Below are 22,667 nucleotides of genomic sequence, written 5' to 3'. Positions count from 1 at the left end.
CGTTATCTGTTCGGAGGCGGTCCCTCCAGCGGCCGGCCGAGCACACCGGGGCGCCGCTGCCACGGCCGCGGCCCGGTGGGCGGCCGATAGGCGACGCCGAGGGCGTCAAGTCGCCCGTAATGGGCGGCCATACGGCGCTCGAAGTCCGCGAAGTCCCGCTCCTGCGGGGCGGGAAGCCGGCTCCAGGCGACCTCCGCGAAGGCGGCGAGCCTCGGGAAGGTCTGGTAGTCCACGCGCGCGGTGTCCTCCATCACCTCGGTCCAGACGTTGGCCTGGGTCCCCAGCACATGCTGGGCCTCCGCCTCACCGAGCTGGGACGGAACCGGCTCGAACCGGTAGACGTCCTCCAGGGTGCGCACGAAGCCGATCGGCACGGGCTCGTCCTCGCCCGGGGCCTGCCGGTGGTCCAGATAGACGTACTGCTCCGGGCACATGACGACGTCGTGCCCGGCCCGCGCGGCCGCGACGCCGCCGCCGTAGCCACGCCAGGAGGACACCGCCGCGCCCGGCGCGAGTCCGCCCTCCAGGATCTCGTCCCAGCCGATGAGCCGGCGCCCGCGCGCGGTAAGCCACTTGTCGAAGTGCCCGATGAACCAGGACTGCAACTCGTCCTCGTCGGCGAGCCCGAGTTCCGTGATGCGGGTCTTGGCGGCGACCGACTCGCGCCACTGCTCCTTGGGGCATTCGTCGCCGCCGACGTGAATGAACTCCGACGGGAACAGCTCCAGGACTTCCTCGAACACCCCCTCGTAGAACCGCAGGGTGGTGTCAGTGGGGGCGAGTACGTTGGACGAGATCCCCCAGGTGTCCCACACGGTCAGGGCGGAGCCCCCTTCAATGGATGCAGCCGTCACGTCGGTGTTGCCCAGTTCCGGATACGCGGCGACGGCGGCCTGCGAGTGGCCCGGTACGTCGATTTCCGGGACGACGGTGATATGCCGCTCGGCGGCGTAGGCGACGATCTCCCGGATGTCGTCCTGGGTGTAGTAACCCCCGTGCGGCTTCTCCTCCCACAGCCGCGAGGCCCGGTGTCCGAATTTCGTCCGCGCCCGCCAGGACGCGACCTCGGTCAGCCTGGGGTGGCGCCGGATCTCGATCCGCCAGCCCTGGTCGTCCGTCAGGTGGAAGTGGAAGACGTTGAGTTTGTGCGCGGCCATCAGGTCCAGGTAGCGCAGGACGCCTTCCTTGGGCATGAAGTGCCGGGCCACGTCGAGCATGAGACCGCGCCAGCGGAAGCGGGGGGCATCTTCGATCGTGACATGCGGCACGATCCAGGCGCGGTCGCGGCTGAGTGGGGCCCTGCGGTACGCGTCGGGGCCGAGGAGCTGACGCAGCGTCTGGGCGCCCCAGAAGACACCAGTCGCGCTGCCACCCTCGATCAGGACGCCGGTCGAGTCGCTGACGAGGCGGTACTCCTCGGGGCCGAGCTCAGAGTCGAGCTGGAGCCCGATGCCGTCGCCTTCGGTGTCGTCGAGCTCCCGCCCCTCGCGCAGCGGCAGGCCGGTGGCCTGCCAGAGGACGGTGCGCAGCCAGTGACCGACGCCCTCCGTGGCAGTGCCGGCGTAGAGCTGGGAGTGCGCCGTCAGCCGCACCTCGCCGGAACCGGCGACGACGCTACAGGGGTTCGGAATCAGTTCGGTCACGTCAGTCCTTTACCGCTCCGCCCAGCCCCGAGACCAGGCGTCGCTGTACGAGTACGAAGAAGACCAGCACCGGAATCGTCATCACCGTGGACGCGGCCATGACCCCGCCCCAGTCCGGGTCGTCCGGCTTGTAGAAGACCAGCAGGGCCATCGGCAGGGTCGACTGCGAGGTGTCGCTGATGATGAAGGACTTGGCGAACAGGAAGTCGTTCCAGGCCGAGATGAAGGAAAACACGCTCGTGGCCACCAGGCCCGGGAAGACGAGCGGGAAAAGGATCTGCCAGAGGAATCTCCCGCGGCTCGCCCCGTCCAGGTACGCGGCCTCCTCCAGCGCTTGTGGCACGGCTTTCACGAACCCCCGCAGCATCCAGATCGCGAAGGGCAGCGAGAAGGCGATGTGAGGCAGGATCAGCGAGCCGAGCGTGTTCAGCCGGCCGAAGTCCCGCATGAGGAAGAACAGGGGGATGGTGAGGGCTTCCACGGGCACCATCTGGGCCACCAGAAACATGATCAGCAAGGTGGTCCGGAAGCGGAAACGGAATCGTGCGACGGCGGTCGCGGCGAGAAACGCGATCACCGCCGAGGCGATCACCACACTGCCCGCCACCACCACGCTGTTGGCGAAGTAACGGCCGAATTCCTGCTGCCCGAAGACCCGCCGGAAGGAGTCCAGGGACGGCGACAGCGTCCACGGCCGGGGCCGGTCGGACTCGATCTCGCCGGCCGGCCTGAAGGCGCTCAGCACCATCCAGTACAGCGGGAAGGCGACGGCGGCTGCGATCAGCAGGGCCGAGACCTCTGCAACGAACCGCCACGGCCGCGCCACACGCACCCGAAGAAGATTCACAGCTCCTCCCCCTCACGGCGCAGGATCCGCAGGTACCCCAGCGTCACCGCGAGCAGGATCAGCAGCATCACCACGCCGATCGCCGAGCCGAGGCCGTACTGGGAGGACGCGAACGCCTTCTGATACGCGTACACGTTGAGCACCAGGTTCTGGCCCGCGATGCCGCCGCCGCCCGTCATGACGTAGATCTGCGTGAAGACTTTGAAGTCCCAGATGACCGACTGGATGGTGACGGCGGTGAGGATCGGCCGGAGCATCGGCGCGAGCACCGACCGCCAGATCCGCCACTGCGAGGCGCCGTCCAGGGCCGCGGCCTCCAGCACCTCGGACGGTACGGCGCGGATCCCGGCGTAGACCGTCACCATCACGAACGGGAAGGAGCACCAGACCACTTCGAGCAGGACGAGCAGGAACGCGCTGTACCGCCCGTACGTCCACGAGTGGTCCCCGAGCCCCAGCGCCCGGTTGACCGGCCCGAAGTCCGGGTCGAACAGGAGCAGCCACACCGTGGACCCGGTGACGGCCGGCGTCGCCCAGGTACCGAGCGCGGCCAGCATCAACACCAGCCGCGGCACGGCCCGCACCCGCGTGAGCAGCACGGCGAGCGCACAGCCGACGGCGAGAGTGGACCCGACACAGGCCGCGGCGAACACCACGGTGGCCACCAGCACCTGCCAGAACTGCCCGTCCGAGAACAGGTCCGTGTAGTTCCCGAACCCCCGGAAGGAGGCCGGCTCACCGCCACTGACCTGAGCCTGGGTGTACCGGAAGAGGGAGATCAGCCCGAGCTGGTAGACGGGGTAGACGAGCAGCCCACCGAGGACGACAAGAGCGGGGGCCAGATAGAACCAGGGCGTCCACCTGGGCGCCCTCACCCCGCGGAGCCGAACGCGGAGTCCATCTTCGCGGCAGCCGACGCAGCGGCGCCGTCCACACTCTTCTTGCCGCTGATCACCTCCTGGAACATCGTCGGCAGCACGAGCGAGGAGTCGATCTGCGACCACGCGGGCGAGGCAGGGACGAACTTCGTGCCGGATGCCAGCGTCTGCACGAACGGCTGCACGAAGGGCTGCCGCGCCGCCGCCCGGTCGCGGACGTCCGTGAAGGTCGGCAGGAAGCCCATCGCGTCGAAGAGGGCGGACTGCGTCTTCTTGGACGCCAGCCGCTCCATGAGGTCGACGGCGAGCGTGCGGTGGGTGGTGCTCTTCAGGACGCCGATGTTGTTGCCGCCGGCGAACGCCGGGGCGATCGAGCCGGCGGCCACGCCCGGCAGCGGTACGACCGCGTACTTCCCCTTCACCTTCCCGGCCTCCACGGCCGCGTGGCTGAAGTCGCCGCCGATCGCCATCCCGGCCTTGCCCGCGGCGAACGCGGTCACCGTGTCGTTGCCGCCCATGCCCGCGCACTTGGCGGCGGGACAGTTGGCGTCGGAGAACAGCGAGGTGTAGGCCTTGATGCCGGTCCGGGCCGCGGCGCTGTCGAGCGCGGAGGCGTACGAGCCGGCCTTGCCGGTGGCCAGGTCGCCGCCGTTGGCCCAGATGAAGGGCAGGGCGCCGTAGGTGTAGGCGCCGCCGACGACCAGGCCGTACAGGTCGGGCTTCGCGGCCCGGATCGCACGAGCCGTGGTGGCCAGCTCGGCCAGGGACTTCGGCGGTTTCAGGCCGAGTTCCCGGAAGACGTCGGTGCGGTAGTACAGGGCGCGGACGCCGACGTAGAAGGGTGCGCCGTAGACCTTCCCGGCCACCGTGACGGACTGCCGGGCGGTCGGGTCGGTGTTCTTCGCCTCGCTCCAGGCGGAGAACTCGCGGGTCACGTCGAGGAGTCCGCCGTCGTGGACGTAGCCGGCGGTGTCGGTGTTGCCGTACTCGATGACGTCGGGCGCGGACGCCGGGTCGTTGAAGGCGGCCTTGACGCGCTGGGCGCGGGTCTCGACCGGGATGTACTCGACCTCGGCCCTGCTGCCCTTGTGGGCCTTCTCGAAGGCGGCGACGACCGTGTCGACGACCTTCTTCTTCGGCTCGTTGCCGACCTCCTGGAACAGCCAGACCCGGAGGGTGCCGGTTTTGTCGTCCTTGTCGGAGGCGGAGTTGGAGGAGGACTGCGGGGCGCAGGCGGTGGCGACGACGAGGGTGAGCAGTGCGGCAAGTGGAGCGGACAGCTTCATGGAGCGTTCCTCCGAGGAGTAGTGCGTTGCAACATATGCAATGCCTATTTCGCTCTGCACAACACCACGGAGGCTATGAACAACATGAACATGGCGACAAGAGGTCTCAACCACTCTGTGACCAGAAAACACAAAGGCCCCCGGGACGCGTCCAGACGCGTCCCGGGGGCCTTGCGATCCTCAGCCGGGCGGGGAGACCCCTACTTCTTGTCGCCACCCTTGTCGTCGCCGCCGCTGCCCATGGACTCGTAGATCTCCTTGCACATGGGACACACGGGGTACTTCTTCGGGTCGCGGCCGGGCACCCACACCTTGCCGCACAGCGCCACGACGGGGGTCCCGTCGAGGGCGCTCGCCATGATCTTGTCCTTCTGGACGTAGTGGGCGAAGCGCTCATGGTCGCCGTCGCCGTGGGACACCTGTGGCGTCGGCTCTACGAGGGTCCCGGTACCAGTCCCGCGCTCGGGCTCAAGAGTGCTCATATCAGCAAGGGTAATCAACCGCCCGGGGCTCTGGGTCCCAGGCTTGCACGGCGGGCATCACTGGATGTGATGCGTCGCTTGCGTCCAGTCCACCCTGACGGTTCCAGAGGTGGAGCAGGGGCCGTTGACGGGGCCCCGCGTCGCCACAACTCACACGCGCGGGCGCGGATGTTGCGGGAGCCGTTCCGATCCGCGTGATCAACGAATCCGCAGGACCGGCACGCGAAGCGGGCCCGGGAGACCCGATTCGCCTTGTCGATGTGCCCACATTGGGCACAGGTGCTGGAGGTGTACGCCGGATCGACGTACACCACCGGCACTCCCGCCCGGCGGGCCTTGTACGCCATGTACGCCCCAAGCTGCGCAAAAGACCAGCTGGAGTGGGTGGCCCGTTGGGGCTTTCGAAGCCGTACCCGCTCGCGGATCCCCGTCAGGTCCTCCAGGGCGATTCCGCGACCGGTGCGTTCCGCCTCGGCCACCAGATGCTTCGCGATCTTGTGGTTGATGTCCTTCACCCGCCGCGATTCCTTGCGCCTGCGCCTCTTCAGGCGCCTCTTGGCCGACGGGGTGTTCTTCTTCTGCAGCTTGGTACGGAGATTCCGTTCCCTGACCCGGATCCGATCGAGCTCCCGCCCGGCCATGATCTCGCCGTCGGACGTGGTGGCGATGTTCACGATCCCCAGATCGACGCCGAGGAAGTCCACAGGATCGGGGTTGGGTTCAGCTTCGGGGACCTCGCAGGTGGCATTCAGGAACCACCTGCCGTCCTGACGGACAAGATCAGACTCACCCCGGCGGTACAGAGCCAACATGGTCAACTGCTCCGGCGAGGCCGTGAATGCCACGCCCTTCATCCGTCCTGTCACGGTCCAGATCGACAGCTGCCGCTCCGGCATCCGCCAGGACAGCATGCGATCGTCAAAGGGCTGCGCTCCCTCCAGCCGGAAGACGACTGGCTTCCCCGCGGCTTTGCGGTACCGCTTCGATCCAGGTTTCCCGAAGTTTCCAGCTTGCAGGTTCGCCTTCAGCGCCGTGTACGCATCACAGGTCTTCTTGATGACGTGCTGAGCGGCCTGCGCTCCCAGCTGCCACCGCGTTCTCACCATGCCGTAGGTGAGCTTGCGCAAGGGGATGTTCTTCTTCACATCCCTGTCGAAAGCCACTCTGCTGACCCAGGTGGCCGCCTCGTTGCATGCGTGCAGGGTCGCCTCGAGAGCCGACGCCTGCCGAGGCGTCGGCAGAAGGGTTACCTGCACCACCAGTTTCATGCCTGCGACGCTATCCATCGAAAGCAGACATGGGATTCGAATACGAGCACGACTACCCGAAAGGATGATCCACCAGAGCGTGCAGCCAGCCGCGCAGGCTCAGAGTCAGTTGAGCGACGGGTCGTCCGGATACGTGGCCACCATCGCCAGCTCGTTGCGCTGGCGGCGGAGTACTTCGCGCCAAAGTCGCTCCGGGGCCGGCGAGGACACGTCGCCCGGCTCGGACTCGACGACGTACCAGGCGCCCTCCACCAGCTCGTCCTCCAGCTGGCCGGGGCCCCAGCCGGCGTATCCGGCGAAGATTCTCAGCGAGCCGAGGGCCGAGGCGAGCAGCTCCGGCGGGGCCTCCAGGTCGACCAGGCCGATCGCGCCGTGCACCCGCCGCCAGCCGAGCGGGGCGCTGTCCCCGTTGGCACCGCCCGGGATGACCGCGACGCCGAGCGCCGAGTCCAGCGAGACGGGTCCGCCCTGGAAGACCACGCCGGGCTCGCCCGCGAGATCGGCCCAGCCCTCCAGGATGTCGCCCACGTCCACCGGGGTGGGGCGGTTGAGGACGACACCGAGGGAGCCCTCCTCGTCGTGGTCGAGAAGGAGCACCACCGCGCGGTCGAAGTTCGGGTCCGCCAGGGCGGGCGTGGCCACGAGCAGCCGCCCTGTGAGCGAGGACACCTCGGTCATGCCAGACATGATCCCGCATCTTTACCCGGTGTGGGGAGCCAACGGGGGTGTGGGAGTGAACGCAGCTCAGGGCGCGTGGGCGCAAGCCCCGCGCGCGGTGACCCCATGTGCCCGGTGCGGAACGGTTCGTGTTGTGACACAGCTATGACGTGGCTGGGTGGTACTTGGGCTTACGGCAGGGGGGCGATCGGCGATTACCCTGTCTCTCCGGCCCCCGCGCTAAGTGATCGGCCGACCCCTGCCCGACTCATCGGAACGCGAGATACATGACCGTCAACGACGATGTCCTGCTTGTCCACGGCGGAACCCCGCTGGAGGGCGAGATCCGTGTCCGCGGTGCGAAGAACCTCGTACCGAAGGCCATGGTCGCCGCCCTGCTGGGCAGCGCGCCAAGTCGACTGCGCAACGTTCCGGACATCCGTGACGTGCGTGTCGTACGCGGCCTGCTGCAGCTGCACGGGGTGACGGTCCGACCTGGTGAGGAGCCCGGTGAGCTGGTGCTCGACCCGACCCATGTGGAAAGCGCGAACGTCGCTGACATCGATGCCCACGCGGGTTCCAGCCGTATCCCGATCCTCTTCTGCGGTCCGCTGCTGCACCGTCTCGGCCACGCCTTCATCCCGGGCCTCGGCGGCTGCGACATCGGCGGCCGGCCCATCGACTTCCACTTCGACGTGCTGCGGCAGTTCGGCGCGACCATCGAGAAGCGCGCGGACGGCCAGTACCTGGAGGCGCCGCAGCGGCTGCGCGGTACGAAGATCCGGCTGCCGTACCCGTCCGTCGGCGCGACCGAGCAGGTGCTGCTGACGGCCGTACTGGCCGAGGGTGTCACGGAGTTGTCCAACGCGGCCGTCGAGCCGGAGATCGAGGACCTCATCTGCGTGCTGCAGAAGATGGGCGCGATCATCGCGATGGACACCGACCGCACGATCCGCATCACCGGTGTGGACAGCCTCGGCGGCTACACCCACCGCGCCCTGCCGGACCGTCTGGAGGCCGCGTCCTGGGCCTCGGCGGCCCTCGCGACCGGCGGCAACATCTACGTCCGCGGCGCCCAGCAGCGCTCGATGATGACGTTCCTGAACACCTACCGGAAGGTGGGCGGTGCCTTCGAGATCGACGACGAGGGCATCCGTTTCTGGCACCCGGGCGGCCAGCTGAAGTCCATCGCGCTGGAGACGGACGTGCACCCCGGCTTCCAGACCGACTGGCAGCAGCCGCTGGTGGTGGCCCTGACGCAGGCCACGGGCCTGTCCATCATCCACGAGACGGTGTACGAGTCCCGGCTCGGCTTCACCTCCGCGCTCAACCAGATGGGCGCACACATCCAGCTCTACCGCGAGTGCCTGGGCGGCTCCGACTGCCGCTTCGGCCAGCGCAACTTCCTGCACTCCGCGGTCGTCTCGGGACCGACCAAGCTGCAGGGCGCCGACCTGGTCATCCCCGACCTGCGCGGCGGCTTCTCGTACCTGATCGCGGCCCTCGCGGCCGAGGGCACCTCCCGGGTCCACGGCATCGAACTGATCAACCGCGGCTACGAGAACTTCATGGAGAAGCTGATGGAGCTGGGCGCGAAGGTCGAGCTGCCGGGCAAGGCACTCGGCTAGCGAAAACCAGCCCGGCCGGCGTTTGAGGCCATTCTTGACCGCAACAACGATGGGGCGGCACCCGAAGACTTACGGGTGCCGCCCCATCGGCGCTCTCAGCGGAGCGCTTACTTGCCCTTGGCCGCTTCCTTGAGCTTGGAGCCCGCGGAGACCTTCACGCTGAAGCCGGCCGGGATGTTGATGGGCTCACCGGTCTGCGGGTTGCGCGCGGTACGAGCGGCACGGTGGGTGCGCTCGAAGGTCAGGAAGCCGGGGATGGTGACCTTCTCGTCGCCCTTGGAGACGATGTCGCCGACGACCTCGGCGAACGCGGCCAGAACGGCGTCGGCGTCCTTGCGGGTCACCTCGGCGCGGTCGGCCAGCGCGGCCACCAGCTCACTGCGGTTCATGTTGTTACTCCCGTGTTCTTCTTGCCGTTGAGGCGTGAGGTGAGATCGATGCCGATGCGCTCGCGCCCAGAGACGCATCCTGCCCCTACCTGCGGCGGGAAAGCCAATCCGGCACCCGTAGGAGTCGTGAGAACACCCTAGGGAGTCACACGAAAAGCGCCTGCTCGGCCGTCACCCTAGAGGGCACCCGCCGGTGGGGGGTTCCACGACGCGCCGGTGCGGGGGCTGCCGTGTCGATCCTCACAGCCCCTGCACAGTCGGTCCCACAACTTCTGAACCCTACGGCACGAAGGACTCGGACGCCGCTCCGACCGCCTTGGCCGCGTCGCGCACCGCTCCGGCGACCGCACCCGCGACCTTGTCGTTGAAGACGCTCGGAATGATGTAGTTCGGGTTCAGCTCGTCCTCGGTCACCACGTCGGCGAGGGCCTTCGCGGCGGCGAGCATCATCTCGGTGTTGACCGTGCGGGACTGCGCGTCCAGCAGGCCGCGGAAGACACCCGGGAAGACCAGCACGTTGTTGATCTGGTTCGGGAAGTCGGAGCGGCCGGTGGCCACAACAGCGGCCGTCTGACGGGCGATTGCGGGGTCGACCTCGGGGTCCGGGTTCGCGAGCGCGAACACGATGGCACCCTCGGCCATGGCGGCCACGTCGTCGCCGTCGAGGACGTTCGGGGCGGAGACGCCGATGAAGACGTCGGCGCCGCGCACGGCCTCCTTCAGGGTGCCGGTCAGGCCCTCGGGGTTGGTGTTGTCGGCGATCCAGCGCAGCGGGGAGTCGGCCGGGGCGTCCACCAGGTCCGCGCGGCCGGCGTGCACGACGCCCTGGATGTCGGCGACGACGGCGTTCTTCACGCCCGCCGCGATCAGCAGCTTGAGGATGGCCGTGCCGGCCGCGCCGGCGCCGGACATGACGACCCGGATGTTCTCGATCGCCTTGCCGGTGACGCGAAGTGCGTTGGTCAGGGCGGCGAGGACGACGATCGCGGTGCCGTGCTGGTCGTCGTGGAAGACGGGGATGTCGAGGGCCTCGCGCAGGCGGGCCTCGATCTCGAAGCAGCGGGGCGCGGAGATGTCCTCGAGGTTGATGCCGGCGAAGCCGGGGGCGATCGCCTTGACGATCTCGACGATGGCGTCGGTGTCCTGGGTGTCCAGGCACAGCGGCCAGGCGTCGATGCCGGCGAAGCGCTTGAAGAGGGCCGCCTTGCCCTCCATGACGGGCAGCGCGGCCTTGGGGCCGATGTTGCCGAGGCCCAGCACGGCGGAGCCGTCCGTCACGACCGCAACCGAGTTGCGCTTGATGGTGAGGCGGCGTGCGTCCTCGGGGTTCTCGGCGATCGCCATGCACACGCGGGCCACGCCCGGCGTGTAGATCATCGAGAGGTCGTCACGGTTGCGGATCGGGTGCTTGGACTGCATCTCGATCTTGCCGCCGAGGTGCATCAGGAACGTACGGTCGGAGACCTTGCCGAGCGTGACGCCCTCGATGCCGCGGAGCTTCTCGACGATCTCGTCGGCGTGCGTGGTCGAGGTGGCCGCGATGGTGACGTCGATGCGGAGCTTCTCGTGGCCGGACGCGGTGACGTCGAGGCCCGTGACCGAGCCTCCGGAGGACTCCACGGCGTTGGTGAGCTGCGAGACGGCTGTTCCGCTCGCGGGCACCTCCAGCCGGATGGTCATCGAGTAGGAGACGCTGGGCGCCGTTGCCATGGCCGACTTCCTCTGCTTTCACCGTGTCGCGAGTTGTGCCGTCCGATCGTCGCACCTACCGGTGAGTACGTGATAGCCGCCCGGGATTGCGGACGTTTTGTTCACAGCGAGTGCGTGATTTCGGAAAATCACTTCCACCATACGAGATTCGATCAGGCAATGAAAGAGGCCCACATCACAGGGTGATGTGGGCCTCCCACACGTTCATGGCACCGACCCGCCATGCTCGCCTCGCGGCAAGTGGTCCCTCTGAGGGACGAAGGTTGGGCCCGGGGGCTTGGATCGGGCCGGTGCCACACCAAGGCTAACAAACGGATCCCGTAAGGCCATTCCCGTCGGCCGACTTCACAGCTTTCAATCCCGCAGCAGGTCGGGCACCCCCGCCGCGTCCGGTTCGTCCCGCTCTCCCGAGACCACCGTCAGCTGCTGGGTGGCCCGGGTCAGCGCCACGTACAGCACCCGCAGGCCGGCCGGGGACTCGTCGGCGATCTCCGCCGGGGAGACGACGACCGTCGCGTCGTACTCCAGGCCCTTGGCCTCCAGGCTGCCGAGCGCCACCACCCGGTCGCCGAGCCCGGCCAGCCAGCGCCGGGCCTCCTCGCGGCGGTTCATCGCGACGACCACGCCGACCGTGCCGTCCACCAGGCCGAGGAGCTGCTCGGCCGCCGCGCGCACGGTCTTCTCCAGGGAGTCCCGTACGACGGTGCCGCGTCCGTCGTTCGTTCTCACAAATCGCGGCTCGACCCCGGTGGACCGTACGGCTGACGGCGCCTCGGAGCCGGGCATGGCGAGGGCGAGCACCTTGGCGGCCAGCTCGGCGATCTCGGCCGGGTTGCGGTAGTTCACGGTGAGCTGGAAGCGGCGCCGGGGGCGGGTGCCGAGGGCCTCGTCACGGGCCTCGCCCGCCTCGTCCGGGTCGGACCAGGAGGACTGCGCCGGGTCGCCGACGACCGTCCAGGTGGCGTGCCGGCCGCGGCGGCCGACCATGCGCCACTGCATCGGCGTGAGGTCCTGCGCCTCGTCCACGATGACGTGCGCGTACTCGGTGCGCTCCTGCGCGAGGCGCTCGGCCCGCTCGCGCTGGGTCTCCTCGCGCACCGGCATCAGCTCCTCCAGGCCGGTGAGCTGGTCCAGCGGATCGAATTCGCGCTTCTTCTTCGGCCGGGCCGGGGCGCCGAGGATCGCCTGCAGCTCGTCGAGCATGGCGACGTCGTGGACGGAGTACCCGTCCCGCTTCAGCGCGCGGGCGACCCTGCGGACCTCGCCCGGGTTGAGGATCCGGCGGGCCCAGCGGCCGAGCCGCCGCTCGTCGGCCATGGCGGCGAGGACCCCCTTGGGGGTCAGCTCGGGCCACCATGCGTCGAGGAAGGCGATGAAGACGTCCTCGCTGCTGATGTCCTCGTCGAAGGAGGAGCGCAGCTCGGCGGCCAGCTCCGGGTCGGTGTGCCGGCCGGCCGCGCCGGACTTCGCCCACAGGGCGTCCAGGAGCAGCTTGCGGGCGCGCGGGCGGAGCAGGTTGACCGGCGCGGTGCCGCCCAGGGCGGTGCGGCGGACACGTTCCAGCTCGGCGGCCTCCAGTTCGAGGCGGCGTCCGAAGGCGACGACGCGCAGGAGGGACGGGGGGCCGTCGAAGGCCTGCGGCTCGCCGGCCTCGTCGTACTCGTCCAGGGCGAGCTGCCCCGCCGGAGCGGCCGGCCCCAGCTCCAGCGCGCCCCGGGCGGCCTTCCGCAGCACCTTCAGCATCCGGTACGAGCCCTTGGCGCGGGCCACGGACGGGGAGTCGTACAGCGTGGCCTCCACGCCGTCGACGAGGGAGCCGATCGCGCGGATGGCGACCTGGCCCTCCTCGCCGAGCGAGGGCAGCACGCCCTCGGTGTAGGCCACCAGCAGCGGGGTCGGCGAGACGATCAGGATGCCGCCCGCGTAGCGTCTGCGGTCCTGGTAGAGCAGGTAGGCCGCGCGGTGCAGGGCGACCGCGGTCTTGCCGGTGCCGGGGCCGCCCTCGACGTAGGTGACGGAGGCGGCGGGGGCGCGGATGACCAGGTCCTGCTCGGCCTGGATGGAGGAGACGATGTCCCGCATGGTGTGACTGCGGGCCTGGCCGAGGGCGGCCATCAGCGCGCCGTCGCCGATGACGGGCAGCTCGCGGTCGCCGAGGAACGCCGTCAGCTCCGGGCGCATCAGGTCGTCCTCGACCCCGAGGACCTGGCGGCCCTTGGAGCGGATGACCCGGCGCCTCACGACCCGGCCGGGGTCCTTCGGGGTGGACCGGTAGAAGGGCGCGGCGGCCGGTGCCCGCCAGTCGATGACCAGCGGCGAGTAGTCCTCGTCGAGCACGCCGATCCGGCCGATGTGCAGGGTCTCGGCGATGTCGGCGGTGTTGTCGGGCCGGACCGCGCCCTCGGCGGGCTCCACCGCCGTGTACGCCCCGTCGGGTCCCTTCTTGCCGTCCCTGCCGAGCAGCAGGTCGATCCGGCCGAAGAGGAAGTCCTCGAACTCGTTGTTGAGCCGGTTCAGGTGGATACCGGCCCGGAAGACCTGGGCGTCCCGCTCGGCGAGCGCGCCGGGCGTGCCGACCTGGCCGCGCTTGGCCGCGTCGTTCATGAGGAACTCCGCCTCGTGGATCTTCTCCTCGAGGCGTCGGTACACCCGGTCGAGGTGTTCCTGTTCGACGCTGATCTCCCGGTCCCGGACCGAGTCGAGCGCGGTTTCCTGTTGAACCTGAGCGGCCACCGGGCCCCCTTCTGACGTGCTGGGCAGCCGTCAACCGTACGCGAAGGGGGCCCGCCGAGGCTACGCGTCCACTTGGACGAGCTTCTTCCCGTCGAACGTCACGACCTCGAAGTGGTCGATCTCGTTCGGCTTCAGAGCCGTGCCACCGCCGATGTAGAGGGGGTTCTTGGCCTCCTCCGTCTTGGCGTCCGGAATGCCGTAGCCCCACTTCGGGACGGACCAGGAGCCCAGCGTCTGGCGCTCACCGTTGCTGGTGACGGCGACCAGGGAGCACTTGAGCGGACCCTTGACGCCCTTCAGCTCAAGGACCGTCGAGGTGCCCCAGTTCTTCTCTCCCATGGCGACGGTCGCGCTGGCGCCCGTCGTGCTGTCCGTGCCCGAGACCTTCTTGGGCAGCTGGTCGAAGGTCGTCCGGGCGGTGGCCGCCAGCGGTGTGGCGCTCTGCCCCGATTCGCTGCCGCCACTCGTCGCCATGACGGCCACCGGGCCGGCGATGATCAGCGCGGCAGCGGCCGCGACCAGGTAGAAGCCCTTGCGCCGCTTCAGCGCGCGGCGCTCGGAGACCTCGTCGACCAGCTTCTCGACCAGTCTTGGGCTCGGCTTGGCGGACAGCGACTCGCCGATCGCGGGCGTGCTGCCGGAGCCGGGCAGGTCCGCGAGGGCGGCCAGCATCGGCTCCATCCCGGCCAGCTCGTCCAGCTGCTGGGCGCACCACTCACAGCCTGCGAGGTGGGCCTCGAAAGCGGTTGCCTCGGCGTCGTCGAGGATCCCGAGGGCGTAGGCGCCGACGGTTTCGTGCTCGTTCGGAGCCTGTGATCCCTGCATGGACCCAGACATACCCGAACCACCCGTGCCGAACCCCCCGTATGTGCTCATCACGCCGTCACCCCCCGCTCCTCCAGTGCCAGCTTCATGGATCGCAGGGCGTAGAACACCCGAGAACGGACAGTGCCGCTGGGTATACCCAGCGTCTCGGCCGCCTCGTTGACGGTACGCCCCTTGAAGTACGTCTCGACGAGCACCTCCCGGTGGGCCGGGGTCAGGTCGTCGAGCGCGTCAGACAGCGTCATCAGCCACAGCGCCTTGTCGATCTCGTCCTCCGCGGGGATGACCTCCAGCGGCGACGGATCGACCTCCTGCGGCCGGGCCTGCCGGCTGCGGTGGCCGTCGATGACGATGCGGCGCGCGACCGTCACCAGCCAGGGGCGTACCGAACCGGTCGCCCGATTGAGCTGACCGGCGTTCTTCCAGGCACGGATGAGCGTTTCCTGCACGACGTCCTCGGCGCGCTGCCGGTCTCCGGCGACCAGCCTGAGGACATACGCAAGCAGAGGTCCGGCGTGCTCGCGATAGAGCGCACGCATCAGCTCCTCATCCGGTTCCGAGGGCTGTGAGGACATGCGATGTCGGGCCCTCGTTCCACGTTCATTGGCCACGGCCGCATCCTTGCGCACGCCCACCTCCGGTGTCCGGGGGTTCCCCCAGTCGGTCGCTCGCCCACCCGTACGGACAGGGGCGACGTGATGTTCAAAGCGAGCTGGGAGTTTTCTTGGGAGTGGTGTGACGAGCAGGACATGCGCACACATTCCCACCGCGTGATCTTTACATTTCCGACACATCGCCGAGGGTGGCCGAGCTGCCCGTGCCGGACCGTCAACAAACGCGGCGCCGTGCGGTGTTGCGGAAATCACTCCGGTTGCCACAAGGGTGCAATGCGACAGAAGGCCCGTACCGGACACTCAGGCCTGCGTGAGAGCCACCCGCCGTCGATGCCGTGCGACCCGTTCACGGTTCCCGCAGACCTCGCTGGAGCACCAGCGCCTCCTGCGCCCGCGGGACGTGTCCAGGTACACGATGGGGCAGTTGTCCCCCGCGCACTCGCGCACGGCCGCCCGCGCCACTGGATCGGTGAGCAGCTCGACGGCGTCCCGCGCGACGACCGCGAGCAGCCCCGCGCACCCGGGCGCCTGCGCCAACTCCCGCACCAGCGTGCCGTCCTCGCCGCGCACCGCGCACGGGACCGGGGGCGCTGCATGGGCGGCGACCTCGTTGAGCCGGACGAGAGCGCGCTCGTACGACCGCGAGTCCGCCGGGTTCGCGGTGCGCACCAACTGGCCGACGCACCCGCGCAGTTCCCGGAACCCCGCCAGCCAGGAGACGTCGGCGTGGCCCAGCGGGGTGCCGGGCGGCACCAGCCCCGAACCGCTGATCCAGGCGCGCAACGGCTCCACGGCGTCCAGCCGTTCGACCGGGTGGGTGGTCGCGAGGAGATCCAGGCAGATCCGCCCGGCGTCGAACCGCAGCTCGTACGGGACCGTGGCCGTACCCAGTGCCATGTGCCTGTCACCGCCTAGGGCAGGGGAACGTTGCGTCGCTCCTCTTCACAGTGCCTGCCCGCACACGACTGCGGAACCCCTCGTACCGCCGGTGGCACGCCCGCCTTCGCCGCGCCGTCCCGTCCGGCCCGCGGCGTTCCCCGCCCGACCCGTCCCCGGCGGGGATGGCGGAGCCCGGAGCACAGGTCGGCCCCTTCCGGTCCAGAAACCCGGGCAGGGCTCGTGGCCCCTGCCCACGGCCATGACGCTGTGTCCTGCGAAAGCACCGGAGCCGCCCCAGGGGGAACCACGGGGGACGGCGGTTTCAGAAAGGAAACGTTCATGAGCATGCGCACCCGGGTCGTCGCGATGACGACGGCCGCGCTGCTGGGCGCCGGAGCGACCGGTATCGCCCTGGCACCCGGCGCAAGTGCCGCCTCGTACCACGGCATCGACGGCAACGGAGCCGTCGCCGACGACTTCCAGGACGAGGAGGACCTCGGCGTCGACGACTACGCGGAGAGCAACGCCACGGCCCTGTGGCAGACCGTCCTGTACGCGGACGGCGCCCAGTGGCAGGACGAGGACGGCGACACGCACACCTTCAAGAAGAACCAGATCGACGGCACCTTCGGCCCCGAGACCGAGTCGGCCACCCAGTGGTGGCAGGAGCACTACCACCTCTCGGAGAACGACGGCGTCGTCACCGACCCGAGCTGGGCGTTCGCCCAGCGCTGGCTCACCGGCCCCACCTCGGGCGGCACCGTGACGTACCTCGGTGACGCACGGAACGTCACCCTCAAGCGCGTCAGCGGCAAGTACCGCGTGCGGATCAAGGCCACCGGCCCCTGGAAGCTCGCCTACTACGACCAGCTCGGCTGAGAACACCCCGGGGGCGGGCGGCCGTTCGGTCGTCCGCCCTGCGGGGCAGCGCCCACAGCAGCCCCGCGACCAGCAGCACGATGACGGCGAACGCGGCCAGCGCCACCGTCCGCCACCGCCCGTGCGCGCCGCCGGCCGGCTCCGGCCCGGCTTCGCCCACGGCATCGTCTGCTGTGACATCCTCCAACGGCCCGGCGGGTTCCGACCCGCCGGGCTGCCATGCCTGTTCGGCCAACTCCCACAGCGCCAGCAGCCGCGCCTGGTCCGCCCCGCCCAGTCGGCCGAGCACCGACGCCGCGCCCCTCGGCGGCAGTTTGGCCCCGCTCAGATACCGCTGCCAGGACGACTTGCTGTACGCGGTGCGCCGGGCCAGTTCGGCAAGGCTGAGTCCGGTACGGCCCTTCAGGACGCGCAGCTGCTCGACCAGGTGCCGTGCCTCTCGCGGCAGCGAATCCGGCAGGGGCTGCCAGCGTGTCATCCTCGTCCCCCCGAGTGCTCGCCGCGCCGTCTGCGGGTGCGGCTCCTCCCCACCACAGTCCGGCGTCAGCCTGACGCCCGGCCGAAAACATCCGGCAGAGCGCACGCCCGGCAGCCCGGAGCACGCCTGGTCGCACGGCGTGAGCCGAGCGCCCTCCGCCGCAGCACCTGCCTGCACCGCCCGGCCCGTTGCCGGTGACCCGGTACCCACAACGCCGTACGCCCGTGCAGGCGGCGGCGTAGCTGGACGCCCGCGTATGCGGGTGCGTGCTTCGGCCATGTCCGGGGCGGGGGCTGCTCCGGTTGGCTGGAAGGCATGACGCATACGAGGGAAGCACGGACCGGCAACGTCGTCCTGAGCGCGGCCACCGTCGCGATGGGCCTGATCGCCGGGGTCTTCTACATCTTCGCCTGCGCGGTCATGCCGGCCCTGGCCCGCAGCGACGACCGCACGTACGTCGAGGTCATGCGCAACATCAACGACGTGATCCAGAACCCGGTGTTCTTCCTGAGCTTCATGGGGGCACTGGCACTGACGGGATGGTCGGCGTGGCAACTCCGCGCCACCCCCGCCGCCCGCTGGACCTGGGCGGCCCTGGCGGCCTACGCCCTGGTCTTCTTCATCACGGTGGCCTTCAACATCCCCCTGAACAACGCCCTCGCGGCGAAGGGAGACCCGTCCGCCCTCCGCGCGCACTTCGAGGGACCGTGGGTGGCGTGGAACGTGGTGCGGGCGGTGGGGTCGACGGTGGCGCTGGGGTTGCTGACGCGGGCACTGCTGGTGCACGGGCGCCTCAGCCGGGCTTCGTGACCGGGCAGGCGAGTCCGAGCATCGAACGTTTCGGGGAACACGTTCCGGTCTGGCAGTCCTACGGGAGACCGGCCAGTGCCTCCCGGATGGTCTCCGCCGCGTCCGTGGCTTGCTTGCGACCGTCCCTGTACGTCTGCATGTCCATCGTCATCAGTGGGCCCCAGAGGCGTGATCGCGGATGTTCGTGGCGTGCTTGGCGGCTTGCGTGATGTTGCCGAGCCCCTTGGCCGCGTTGAGGCGCTGCCACTCGTGCCGGCAGGTCTCGCAGCTGGCGACAGGAGCGCAGTCCAGGAGCCAGGCATTGAAGCCGATCGGGAGATCAACGGGACGCGGGGAGGGGCAGGTCTGCCGGTTTCTGGCCATGGTGTCCAGGCTGGAACGGTGGTGGCCTTGGGGTCCATGGGCTTCTACGGACTTGCGCAGGGGTTACGCGAGGGCATCGATAGCGGCGGTGATGAGCGATCTGGCCTGTGCGCCGTACACAGCAATGGCTGACAGCTCCGCGAACGCCTTGGAGTATTCGGCGATCTCACCGGGCTGCGTGACCGTCAGGTGAGCAGAGACGAGTTCCACGTTGACCTGCGCGTCGTCGTACATCGTGAACGACTCGACGGGCCAGCCGGCGCCACGGGGCGTGCCGAGGGGGACGACGCCCAGGCTGACCGAGGGCAGCGAGGCAGCAGAGATCAGGTGGCCGAGCGCCCCGGCCATGGTGTCGTTGTCTCCGATGACCGTGCGCAGCACCCACTCCTCGACGAGCATCGCGAACCTGTGGTCACCGGAGCGCAGGATGGACTGGCGGTCCATACGAACGGCGACTGCGTCGTCAATGTCGTCGGGCACGTCCCGTAGGTGGGCCACGGTGGTCAGCACGGCCCGTGTGTACGCGGCCGACTGGAGCAAGCCGGGGATCACCCACGACTGATAGACGCGGAAGCGGCGCGTGCGCTCGAACAGAGGCGCCACTGATTGCTGGACGCGCTTCAGGCCCGCCCGCTCCATGCGCCGCCACTGGACATACGCACCCTCGATACCGCGTGCCGTAGCGATCAGGTCGGCGGTCTGGTCCTGGGCAGCGCAGTGGGACGTGTACGTGCGGATATCGGCGTCGGACGGCGGCGTGCGCCCGGTCTCAAGTCGCGAGCACTTGGACTCGTGCCAGTCGGCACGCCGAGCCAGCTCGCGCGCCGTAAGGCCGGCGTCCTTGCGGATCTCGCGCAGACGCCGGCCCAGGGCCTGGCGTGCTTGCCGCACACTGGATGAGGTCACGCTGGGGATTGTGGATCAGGTGAGCTGGTAGTCGACGTGCGGCACTGCCAGGGACCAGACGGCCTCGAACGCGTCCGCGCAGAGCTTCACAACCGCGGGATCGTCGATGAACTCCTCGTCTTCGGGCGCGAGTTCGCCATCGCCGCCGAAGTGGTGGAAGACCACTGAGCTGTCGTCGAAGAGCCAGAAGTCGTTGCCCGGTAGGGCCAGCCCGGAGGCGCGACGGCGCGGCAGCCAGCGCACCTGCTCGCCGGCCTCCACGTTGGGACCAGTCAGGTGGTGCTCAAACCTGATGTAGTCCGACACCGGCTCCGACACGATCCGAGCCCTGCGCACCTCAACTCCTTGGGCCACCAGGTCGGCGACCAGCCGCAGCCACGGACGACGCTCGGGGTCGCTGTCAGCCGGGTCGTTCCGGACGCCCTCCTGCCAGGCGACGAACCGAGGATCGGAACGCATGTACCCGTCGCGCATCTCCAGGTGCACGGCGGAACGGGTGCAGCACCGGAGCCGCTCCTCAAGCGTCGGCGTCGCCACCGCCGCTCACCTCCAGGAAGAACTGCACCATGCGTCGGGGGATCTCTACGACGTCTTCATGGCCGGGAAGATCCAACTGCGAGCGCCTGTCCTCATCGGTCACCTTCCAGCCCTGGACCACGTAGGTGTCCTTCTCGTCGTCCAGGTACACGGTCGGCGACTTGCCGTCCGGGCTCTCGGGGTCCTTTCCCAGCTTGCGCAGCGCCATACCTGGCCTCCTTCGACCGTGGTGAGCGATCACTGGGGTCGAGCTTGCACGCCAAGAGGCGTCCAGGGCGATGAACTTGCACGAACTTCTACGCTCAGCGTCCCGCTTCCGCCGCGTACGACAGGAAGTCCGCCCAGGTGGAGGGGGTGACGGTGAGCTGGGGGCCGGTACTGTGCTTCGAGTCGCGGATGTGGATCGTGGTGGGCGTGGTGGCTATCTCGACGCAGTTCGAACCGTCGCCGCTGTAGGTGGACTTCTGCCAGTGAAGTTCGTGCACGGTCGGTCCCTCACATGTCCTGGATACGTTGGTGAATGAAGTCGCGTGTCTTGGCGGGTGCGAGCGCACAGGACTCCATACGGTCCAACACGGCCCGGTACTTGCTCAACTGAGCTTCGGCGTCGAGGAACTCACAGGCTCCGTGATGCGAGTCCAACTGGACAGTGTCGAGCTGAGGAACAGGGCCTTCGAGATAGTCGAAGGACTGGCCTGTGGTCGGGAAGTGATCCGTGCCGAAAGGGATCACCCGGACGTTGACGTGGGGCAGTTCGCTCATGTCGAGCAGATGCTTGAGCTGGCCACGGGCGACGGCAGGGCCGCCGAAGCCCATGCGGAGTGCCGCCTCGTGAATGATCGCCGTGTACGGGGGCGGATCCACACGGTCCAGGATGTTCTGCCGCTTGATGCGGTGCGTCAGGCGGTACTCGATCTGGTACTGGCGCATCGGCGGTACGACCGATCGGAAGAGGGCGCGGGCATGGTCGGTGGTCTGCAGCAGCGCCGGGATGTGGATCAGGAGTGCCACACGCAGTGCGGAGGCGTGGTGCTCCAACTCGGCTAGGTCGACCAGCGCCACGGGTACATGGTCCCGGTACTCCTCCCACCAGCCACGAGTACGTCGGCCCGTCATCGAGGCGAGCGCGTCGACGAGTTCTTCGTCGGAGCAGTCGTAAGCGTGTGCCATGGAGCGCAGCCAGTTGGCGCTGATGGGAGTGCGGCCGGTTTCGATCATGCTGACGCGCGCCTGGTTGACGCCGAGGAGTTCGGCGGCAGCCGTGGCGGTAAGTCCGGCTCGCTCACGCAATTTGCGCAGCTCCGCGCCCAGCCGCCGCTGTCGGAGCGTAGGGCTGTTGGTGGGCGGCACACCCTCTCCTTCCCTGCCGCGACGCGGCGCTGCGCTCCCTCACACGAGTGAAGCGTGGATGCTTTCAGTGCATTCGGTTAGATGCATCTAACCATCTGCTCTACGGTGATTAGGCACCGCTCAACTCCCCGCGCTCATAAGCCGGAAGCGCACCACCCCAGGCAGAGCCACCGCCGGGCACGGTCGTTGGGCGAGCCCGAGTCCCTTCTCTCGCTGGAGGTTTCCATGGGCACCGTATCCCTGCCCGACACCTGGGTGTACGCCCTTCGACTGCCCCATGATCCGCGTGCGGCACGCGTCGCACGTATGACCGTGCGGGCGGCGCTCAGCAGTCACGGCAGGCAGAAAGTACTGGACGCCGTCGAGCTGTTGACGTCCGAGCTGGTCACCAACGCCTACCGGCACACCAACGGCCCCGCATCCCTGCGGCTGACCGCCCTCGGGGACGGTCGGCTTCGGGTCGGAGTCTGGGACAGTCATCCGCGCATCCCTGCCCCCTTCGGCGAGCCGCCCTGGGACCGCGTGGCGCTGGCCCCGGTGGAAGCCCAGAAGGGGCGCGGGCTGCATCTCGTACAGGAGTACGCCGACTCATGGGGCGGCTTGGCCATCGGCGACGGACCGCTGGACCGCGGTGCCGGGAAGTTGCTGTGGTTCGAGGTGGGCGGGCGGCAAGCCGAGGGGGGCGCGAAAGGCCGTTGCATGATGACCATCGCGCACACAGCCGCAGCGGGACCGCCGCAGGTCGCGGGTGCGCCGTGAGGCCACGCCGTTGTCCGTGGTGCCCAGTACGGTGGAGGGCAGGAAATAGAGGACAGAGGAGCCACCGCGTGACCACACAACCCGACCACGGTCATGAGCTGATTCCACGCCCGGAGCCCACCCCTGACGCGGTTCGCGTCGCGCTGGCGCGTATCGCCCCTCACCGGCTGGGCGAAATGGAACAGCACAAGGAGCAGGCCCTGGCGACTGCCCTCCAAGACGGCAAGATCGGCCACCTCCAGCACTGGCTCGCTTACTGGCAGGCACAGGTGGAGATCGAACGACGGCCCGATCTCCACTCCCGTTACCAGGCCGCCCTTGTCTCTGTGCACAACACCGGCAGCAGCGACGACCCCGAGTTCCGGGCGGCAATGACGGAACTCCGCGCCGTCGAGGCCGAGGCCCGGCAGGCGGTGTCCGCGTGACCTGGCGGTGGGAGTACGACCCGGACGAGGATTACGTCATCGGCGGCGCCCCGCCCGCCTTCGTCGCCGAGGTCGAGAAGCAGGCCGAGGAGCTGGTCCGCGCCGCGGCCGCGTTCTACCTCGACGGCACCTCGTACCAGGAGGCGGGCCCCAAGGGGAACGTCGCGCATGTCCCCGGCGGATTCTTCCTGTACTTGATCGTCCCGCGGCACAAGTGCCTGTACATCCACCAGGCGACGTGCCTGTGACGGAGCTGCCTGAAGGTTGACAGGCCGGGAGACCGGGGCTCGATCACCATGAGCCGCCGAGGACCTTGGCCTC

Annotated in this window: 26 protein-coding genes; 6 read left to right on the top strand and 20 right to left on the bottom strand. The window is 69.0% G+C overall.

Going from position 1 to position 22,667, the window contains the following annotated elements; genetic code table 11:
• Window positions 1-2: 2 nt before the first annotated feature.
• From ACFY3C_RS03940 to ACFY3C_RS03910, 7 genes are all read right to left on the bottom strand, one after another.
• Window positions 3-1,643 carry a beta-N-acetylhexosaminidase gene (locus ACFY3C_RS03940; RefSeq protein ID WP_390769601.1) on the bottom strand — a complete coding sequence of 547 codons (1,641 nt, stop codon included), beginning with the start codon at window positions 1,641-1,643 and terminating at the stop codon, window positions 3-5.
• Window position 1,644: 1 nt separating this feature from the next.
• Window positions 1,645-2,490 carry a carbohydrate ABC transporter permease gene (locus ACFY3C_RS03935; RefSeq protein ID WP_390769600.1) on the bottom strand — a complete coding sequence of 282 codons (846 nt, stop codon included), beginning with the start codon at window positions 2,488-2,490 and terminating at the stop codon, window positions 1,645-1,647.
• On the bottom strand, window positions 2,487-3,365 hold the full coding sequence (locus ACFY3C_RS03930) for a carbohydrate ABC transporter permease (protein ID WP_390769599.1): 879 nt from the start codon (window positions 3,363-3,365) through the stop codon (window positions 2,487-2,489). Before ACFY3C_RS03930 ends, ACFY3C_RS03935 begins: the two co-directional genes overlap by 4 nt.
• Window positions 3,362-4,654, bottom strand: coding sequence for an extracellular solute-binding protein (locus ACFY3C_RS03925; RefSeq protein ID WP_390769598.1), 1,293 nt, complete (start codon window positions 4,652-4,654; stop codon window positions 3,362-3,364). Before ACFY3C_RS03925 ends, ACFY3C_RS03930 begins: the two co-directional genes overlap by 4 nt.
• 200 nt (window positions 4,655-4,854) lie before the next feature.
• On the bottom strand, window positions 4,855-5,136 hold the full coding sequence (locus ACFY3C_RS03920; protein WP_031159440.1) for a DUF3039 domain-containing protein: 282 nt from the start codon (window positions 5,134-5,136) through the stop codon (window positions 4,855-4,857).
• A 14-nt stretch (window positions 5,137-5,150) separates the two neighbouring features.
• Window positions 5,151-6,404, bottom strand: a complete 1,254-nt coding sequence (locus ACFY3C_RS03915) for an RNA-guided endonuclease InsQ/TnpB family protein (RefSeq protein ID WP_390769597.1) — start codon at window positions 6,402-6,404, stop codon at window positions 5,151-5,153.
• A gap of 105 nt (window positions 6,405-6,509) precedes the next feature.
• Window positions 6,510-7,082 (bottom strand): YqgE/AlgH family protein, encoded by a 573-nt coding sequence (locus ACFY3C_RS03910; RefSeq protein WP_386580864.1) that lies wholly within the window; start codon window positions 7,080-7,082, stop codon window positions 6,510-6,512.
• A 266-nt stretch (window positions 7,083-7,348) separates the two neighbouring features.
• On the opposite strand from ACFY3C_RS03910, the gene murA reads away from it, so the two are divergent.
• Complete coding sequence (gene murA / locus ACFY3C_RS03905; RefSeq protein WP_386580862.1) at window positions 7,349-8,689, top strand: UDP-N-acetylglucosamine 1-carboxyvinyltransferase; 1,341 nt, start codon at window positions 7,349-7,351, stop codon at window positions 8,687-8,689.
• 107 nt (window positions 8,690-8,796) lie between these two features.
• Here the strand turns inward: murA and ACFY3C_RS03900 are convergent, their stop codons facing one another.
• The 6 genes from ACFY3C_RS03900 to ACFY3C_RS03875 all read right to left on the bottom strand — a co-directional run bounded on the left by ACFY3C_RS03900 (window position 8,797) and on the right by ACFY3C_RS03875 (window position 15,857).
• Window positions 8,797-9,078 (bottom strand): HU family DNA-binding protein, encoded by a 282-nt coding sequence (locus ACFY3C_RS03900; protein ID WP_018549700.1) that lies wholly within the window; start codon window positions 9,076-9,078, stop codon window positions 8,797-8,799.
• Window positions 9,079-9,357: 279 nt separating this feature from the next.
• Window positions 9,358-10,788, bottom strand: coding sequence for an NAD-dependent malic enzyme (locus ACFY3C_RS03895; RefSeq protein ID WP_390769596.1), 1,431 nt, complete (start codon window positions 10,786-10,788; stop codon window positions 9,358-9,360).
• Between the two features lie 354 nt (window positions 10,789-11,142).
• Window positions 11,143-13,521, bottom strand: a complete 2,379-nt coding sequence (locus ACFY3C_RS03890; RefSeq protein ID WP_390769595.1) for a HelD family protein — start codon at window positions 13,519-13,521, stop codon at window positions 11,143-11,145.
• Window positions 13,522-13,581: 60 nt separating this feature from the next.
• Complete coding sequence (locus ACFY3C_RS03885) at window positions 13,582-14,346, bottom strand: anti-sigma factor family protein (RefSeq protein ID WP_390769594.1); 765 nt, start codon at window positions 14,344-14,346, stop codon at window positions 13,582-13,584.
• Between the two features lie 50 nt (window positions 14,347-14,396).
• The gene (locus ACFY3C_RS03880) at window positions 14,397-14,981 is read right to left on the bottom strand and encodes a sigma-70 family RNA polymerase sigma factor (RefSeq protein ID WP_079071569.1); all 585 of its coding nucleotides are present in this window, start codon (window positions 14,979-14,981) and stop codon (window positions 14,397-14,399) included.
• A 279-nt stretch (window positions 14,982-15,260) separates the two neighbouring features.
• Window positions 15,261-15,857, bottom strand: a complete 597-nt coding sequence (locus tag ACFY3C_RS03875) for a CGNR zinc finger domain-containing protein (RefSeq protein ID WP_390769593.1) — start codon at window positions 15,855-15,857, stop codon at window positions 15,261-15,263.
• 321 nt (window positions 15,858-16,178) lie between these two features.
• Here ACFY3C_RS03875 and ACFY3C_RS03870 point away from each other — a divergent pair, with 321 nt between their 5' ends.
• A complete protein-coding gene (locus tag ACFY3C_RS03870; RefSeq protein WP_386580854.1) occupies window positions 16,179-16,718 on the top strand; it encodes a peptidoglycan-binding protein in 540 nt (179 codons plus the stop codon).
• Here the strand turns inward: ACFY3C_RS03870 and ACFY3C_RS03865 are convergent.
• Window positions 16,669-17,196 (bottom strand): helix-turn-helix domain-containing protein, encoded by a 528-nt coding sequence (locus ACFY3C_RS03865; protein ID WP_390769592.1) that lies wholly within the window; start codon window positions 17,194-17,196, stop codon window positions 16,669-16,671. The genes ACFY3C_RS03870 and ACFY3C_RS03865 overlap by 50 nt on opposite strands.
• Window positions 17,197-17,511: 315 nt before the next feature.
• On the opposite strand from ACFY3C_RS03865, the gene ACFY3C_RS03860 reads away from it, so the two are divergent.
• The gene (locus tag ACFY3C_RS03860) at window positions 17,512-18,006 is read left to right on the top strand and encodes a DUF1772 domain-containing protein (protein WP_390769591.1); all 495 of its coding nucleotides are present in this window, start codon (window positions 17,512-17,514) and stop codon (window positions 18,004-18,006) included.
• Window positions 18,007-18,156: 150 nt separating this feature from the next.
• On the opposite strand, the gene ACFY3C_RS03855 is transcribed toward ACFY3C_RS03860, so the two are convergent.
• The 6 genes from ACFY3C_RS03855 to ACFY3C_RS03830 all read right to left on the bottom strand — a co-directional run bounded on the left by ACFY3C_RS03855 (window position 18,157) and on the right by ACFY3C_RS03830 (window position 21,162).
• Window positions 18,157-18,369: a hypothetical protein gene (locus ACFY3C_RS03855; protein WP_390769590.1), complete on the bottom strand. Its 213-nt coding sequence runs from the start codon at window positions 18,367-18,369 to the stop codon at window positions 18,157-18,159.
• Window positions 18,370-18,432: 63 nt separating this feature from the next.
• Window positions 18,433-19,284 carry a helix-turn-helix domain-containing protein gene (locus tag ACFY3C_RS03850; RefSeq protein ID WP_390769926.1) on the bottom strand — a complete coding sequence of 284 codons (852 nt, stop codon included), beginning with the start codon at window positions 19,282-19,284 and terminating at the stop codon, window positions 18,433-18,435.
• Window positions 19,285-19,290: 6 nt separating this feature from the next.
• Window positions 19,291-19,749 (bottom strand): DUF6879 family protein, encoded by a 459-nt coding sequence (locus tag ACFY3C_RS03845; protein ID WP_390769925.1) that lies wholly within the window; start codon window positions 19,747-19,749, stop codon window positions 19,291-19,293.
• Window positions 19,750-19,792: 43 nt separating this feature from the next.
• Window positions 19,793-20,020, bottom strand: a complete 228-nt coding sequence (locus ACFY3C_RS03840; protein WP_390769589.1) for a hypothetical protein — start codon at window positions 20,018-20,020, stop codon at window positions 19,793-19,795.
• 94 nt (window positions 20,021-20,114) lie between these two features.
• A complete protein-coding gene (locus ACFY3C_RS03835) occupies window positions 20,115-20,297 on the bottom strand; it encodes a DUF397 domain-containing protein (RefSeq protein ID WP_390769588.1) in 183 nt (60 codons plus the stop codon).
• A gap of 10 nt (window positions 20,298-20,307) precedes the next feature.
• Window positions 20,308-21,162, bottom strand: a complete 855-nt coding sequence (locus ACFY3C_RS03830) for a helix-turn-helix domain-containing protein (protein WP_390769587.1) — start codon at window positions 21,160-21,162, stop codon at window positions 20,308-20,310.
• Window positions 21,163-21,387: 225 nt separating this feature from the next.
• Between ACFY3C_RS03830 and ACFY3C_RS03825 the strand changes: the two genes are divergently transcribed.
• The 3 genes from ACFY3C_RS03825 (at window position 21,388) to ACFY3C_RS03815 (ending at window position 22,594) form a co-directional block, all read left to right on the top strand.
• Window positions 21,388-21,921, top strand: coding sequence for an ATP-binding protein (locus tag ACFY3C_RS03825; RefSeq protein WP_390769586.1), 534 nt, complete (start codon window positions 21,388-21,390; stop codon window positions 21,919-21,921).
• A 68-nt stretch (window positions 21,922-21,989) separates the two neighbouring features.
• Window positions 21,990-22,346 carry a hypothetical protein gene (locus tag ACFY3C_RS03820; RefSeq protein ID WP_390769585.1) on the top strand — a complete coding sequence of 119 codons (357 nt, stop codon included), beginning with the start codon at window positions 21,990-21,992 and terminating at the stop codon, window positions 22,344-22,346.
• A complete protein-coding gene (locus ACFY3C_RS03815) occupies window positions 22,343-22,594 on the top strand; it encodes a hypothetical protein (RefSeq protein ID WP_390769584.1) in 252 nt (83 codons plus the stop codon). The genes ACFY3C_RS03820 and ACFY3C_RS03815 overlap by 4 nt, the downstream gene beginning before the upstream one ends.
• Window positions 22,595-22,667: the final 73 nt, after the last annotated feature.

Source organism: Streptomyces sp. NPDC001410, from assembly GCF_042895235.1.
In the GTDB taxonomy this organism is placed as follows: Bacteria; Actinomycetota; Actinomycetes; order Streptomycetales; family Streptomycetaceae; genus Streptomyces.
This window is presented reverse-complemented; position numbering and strand designations above follow the sequence as displayed.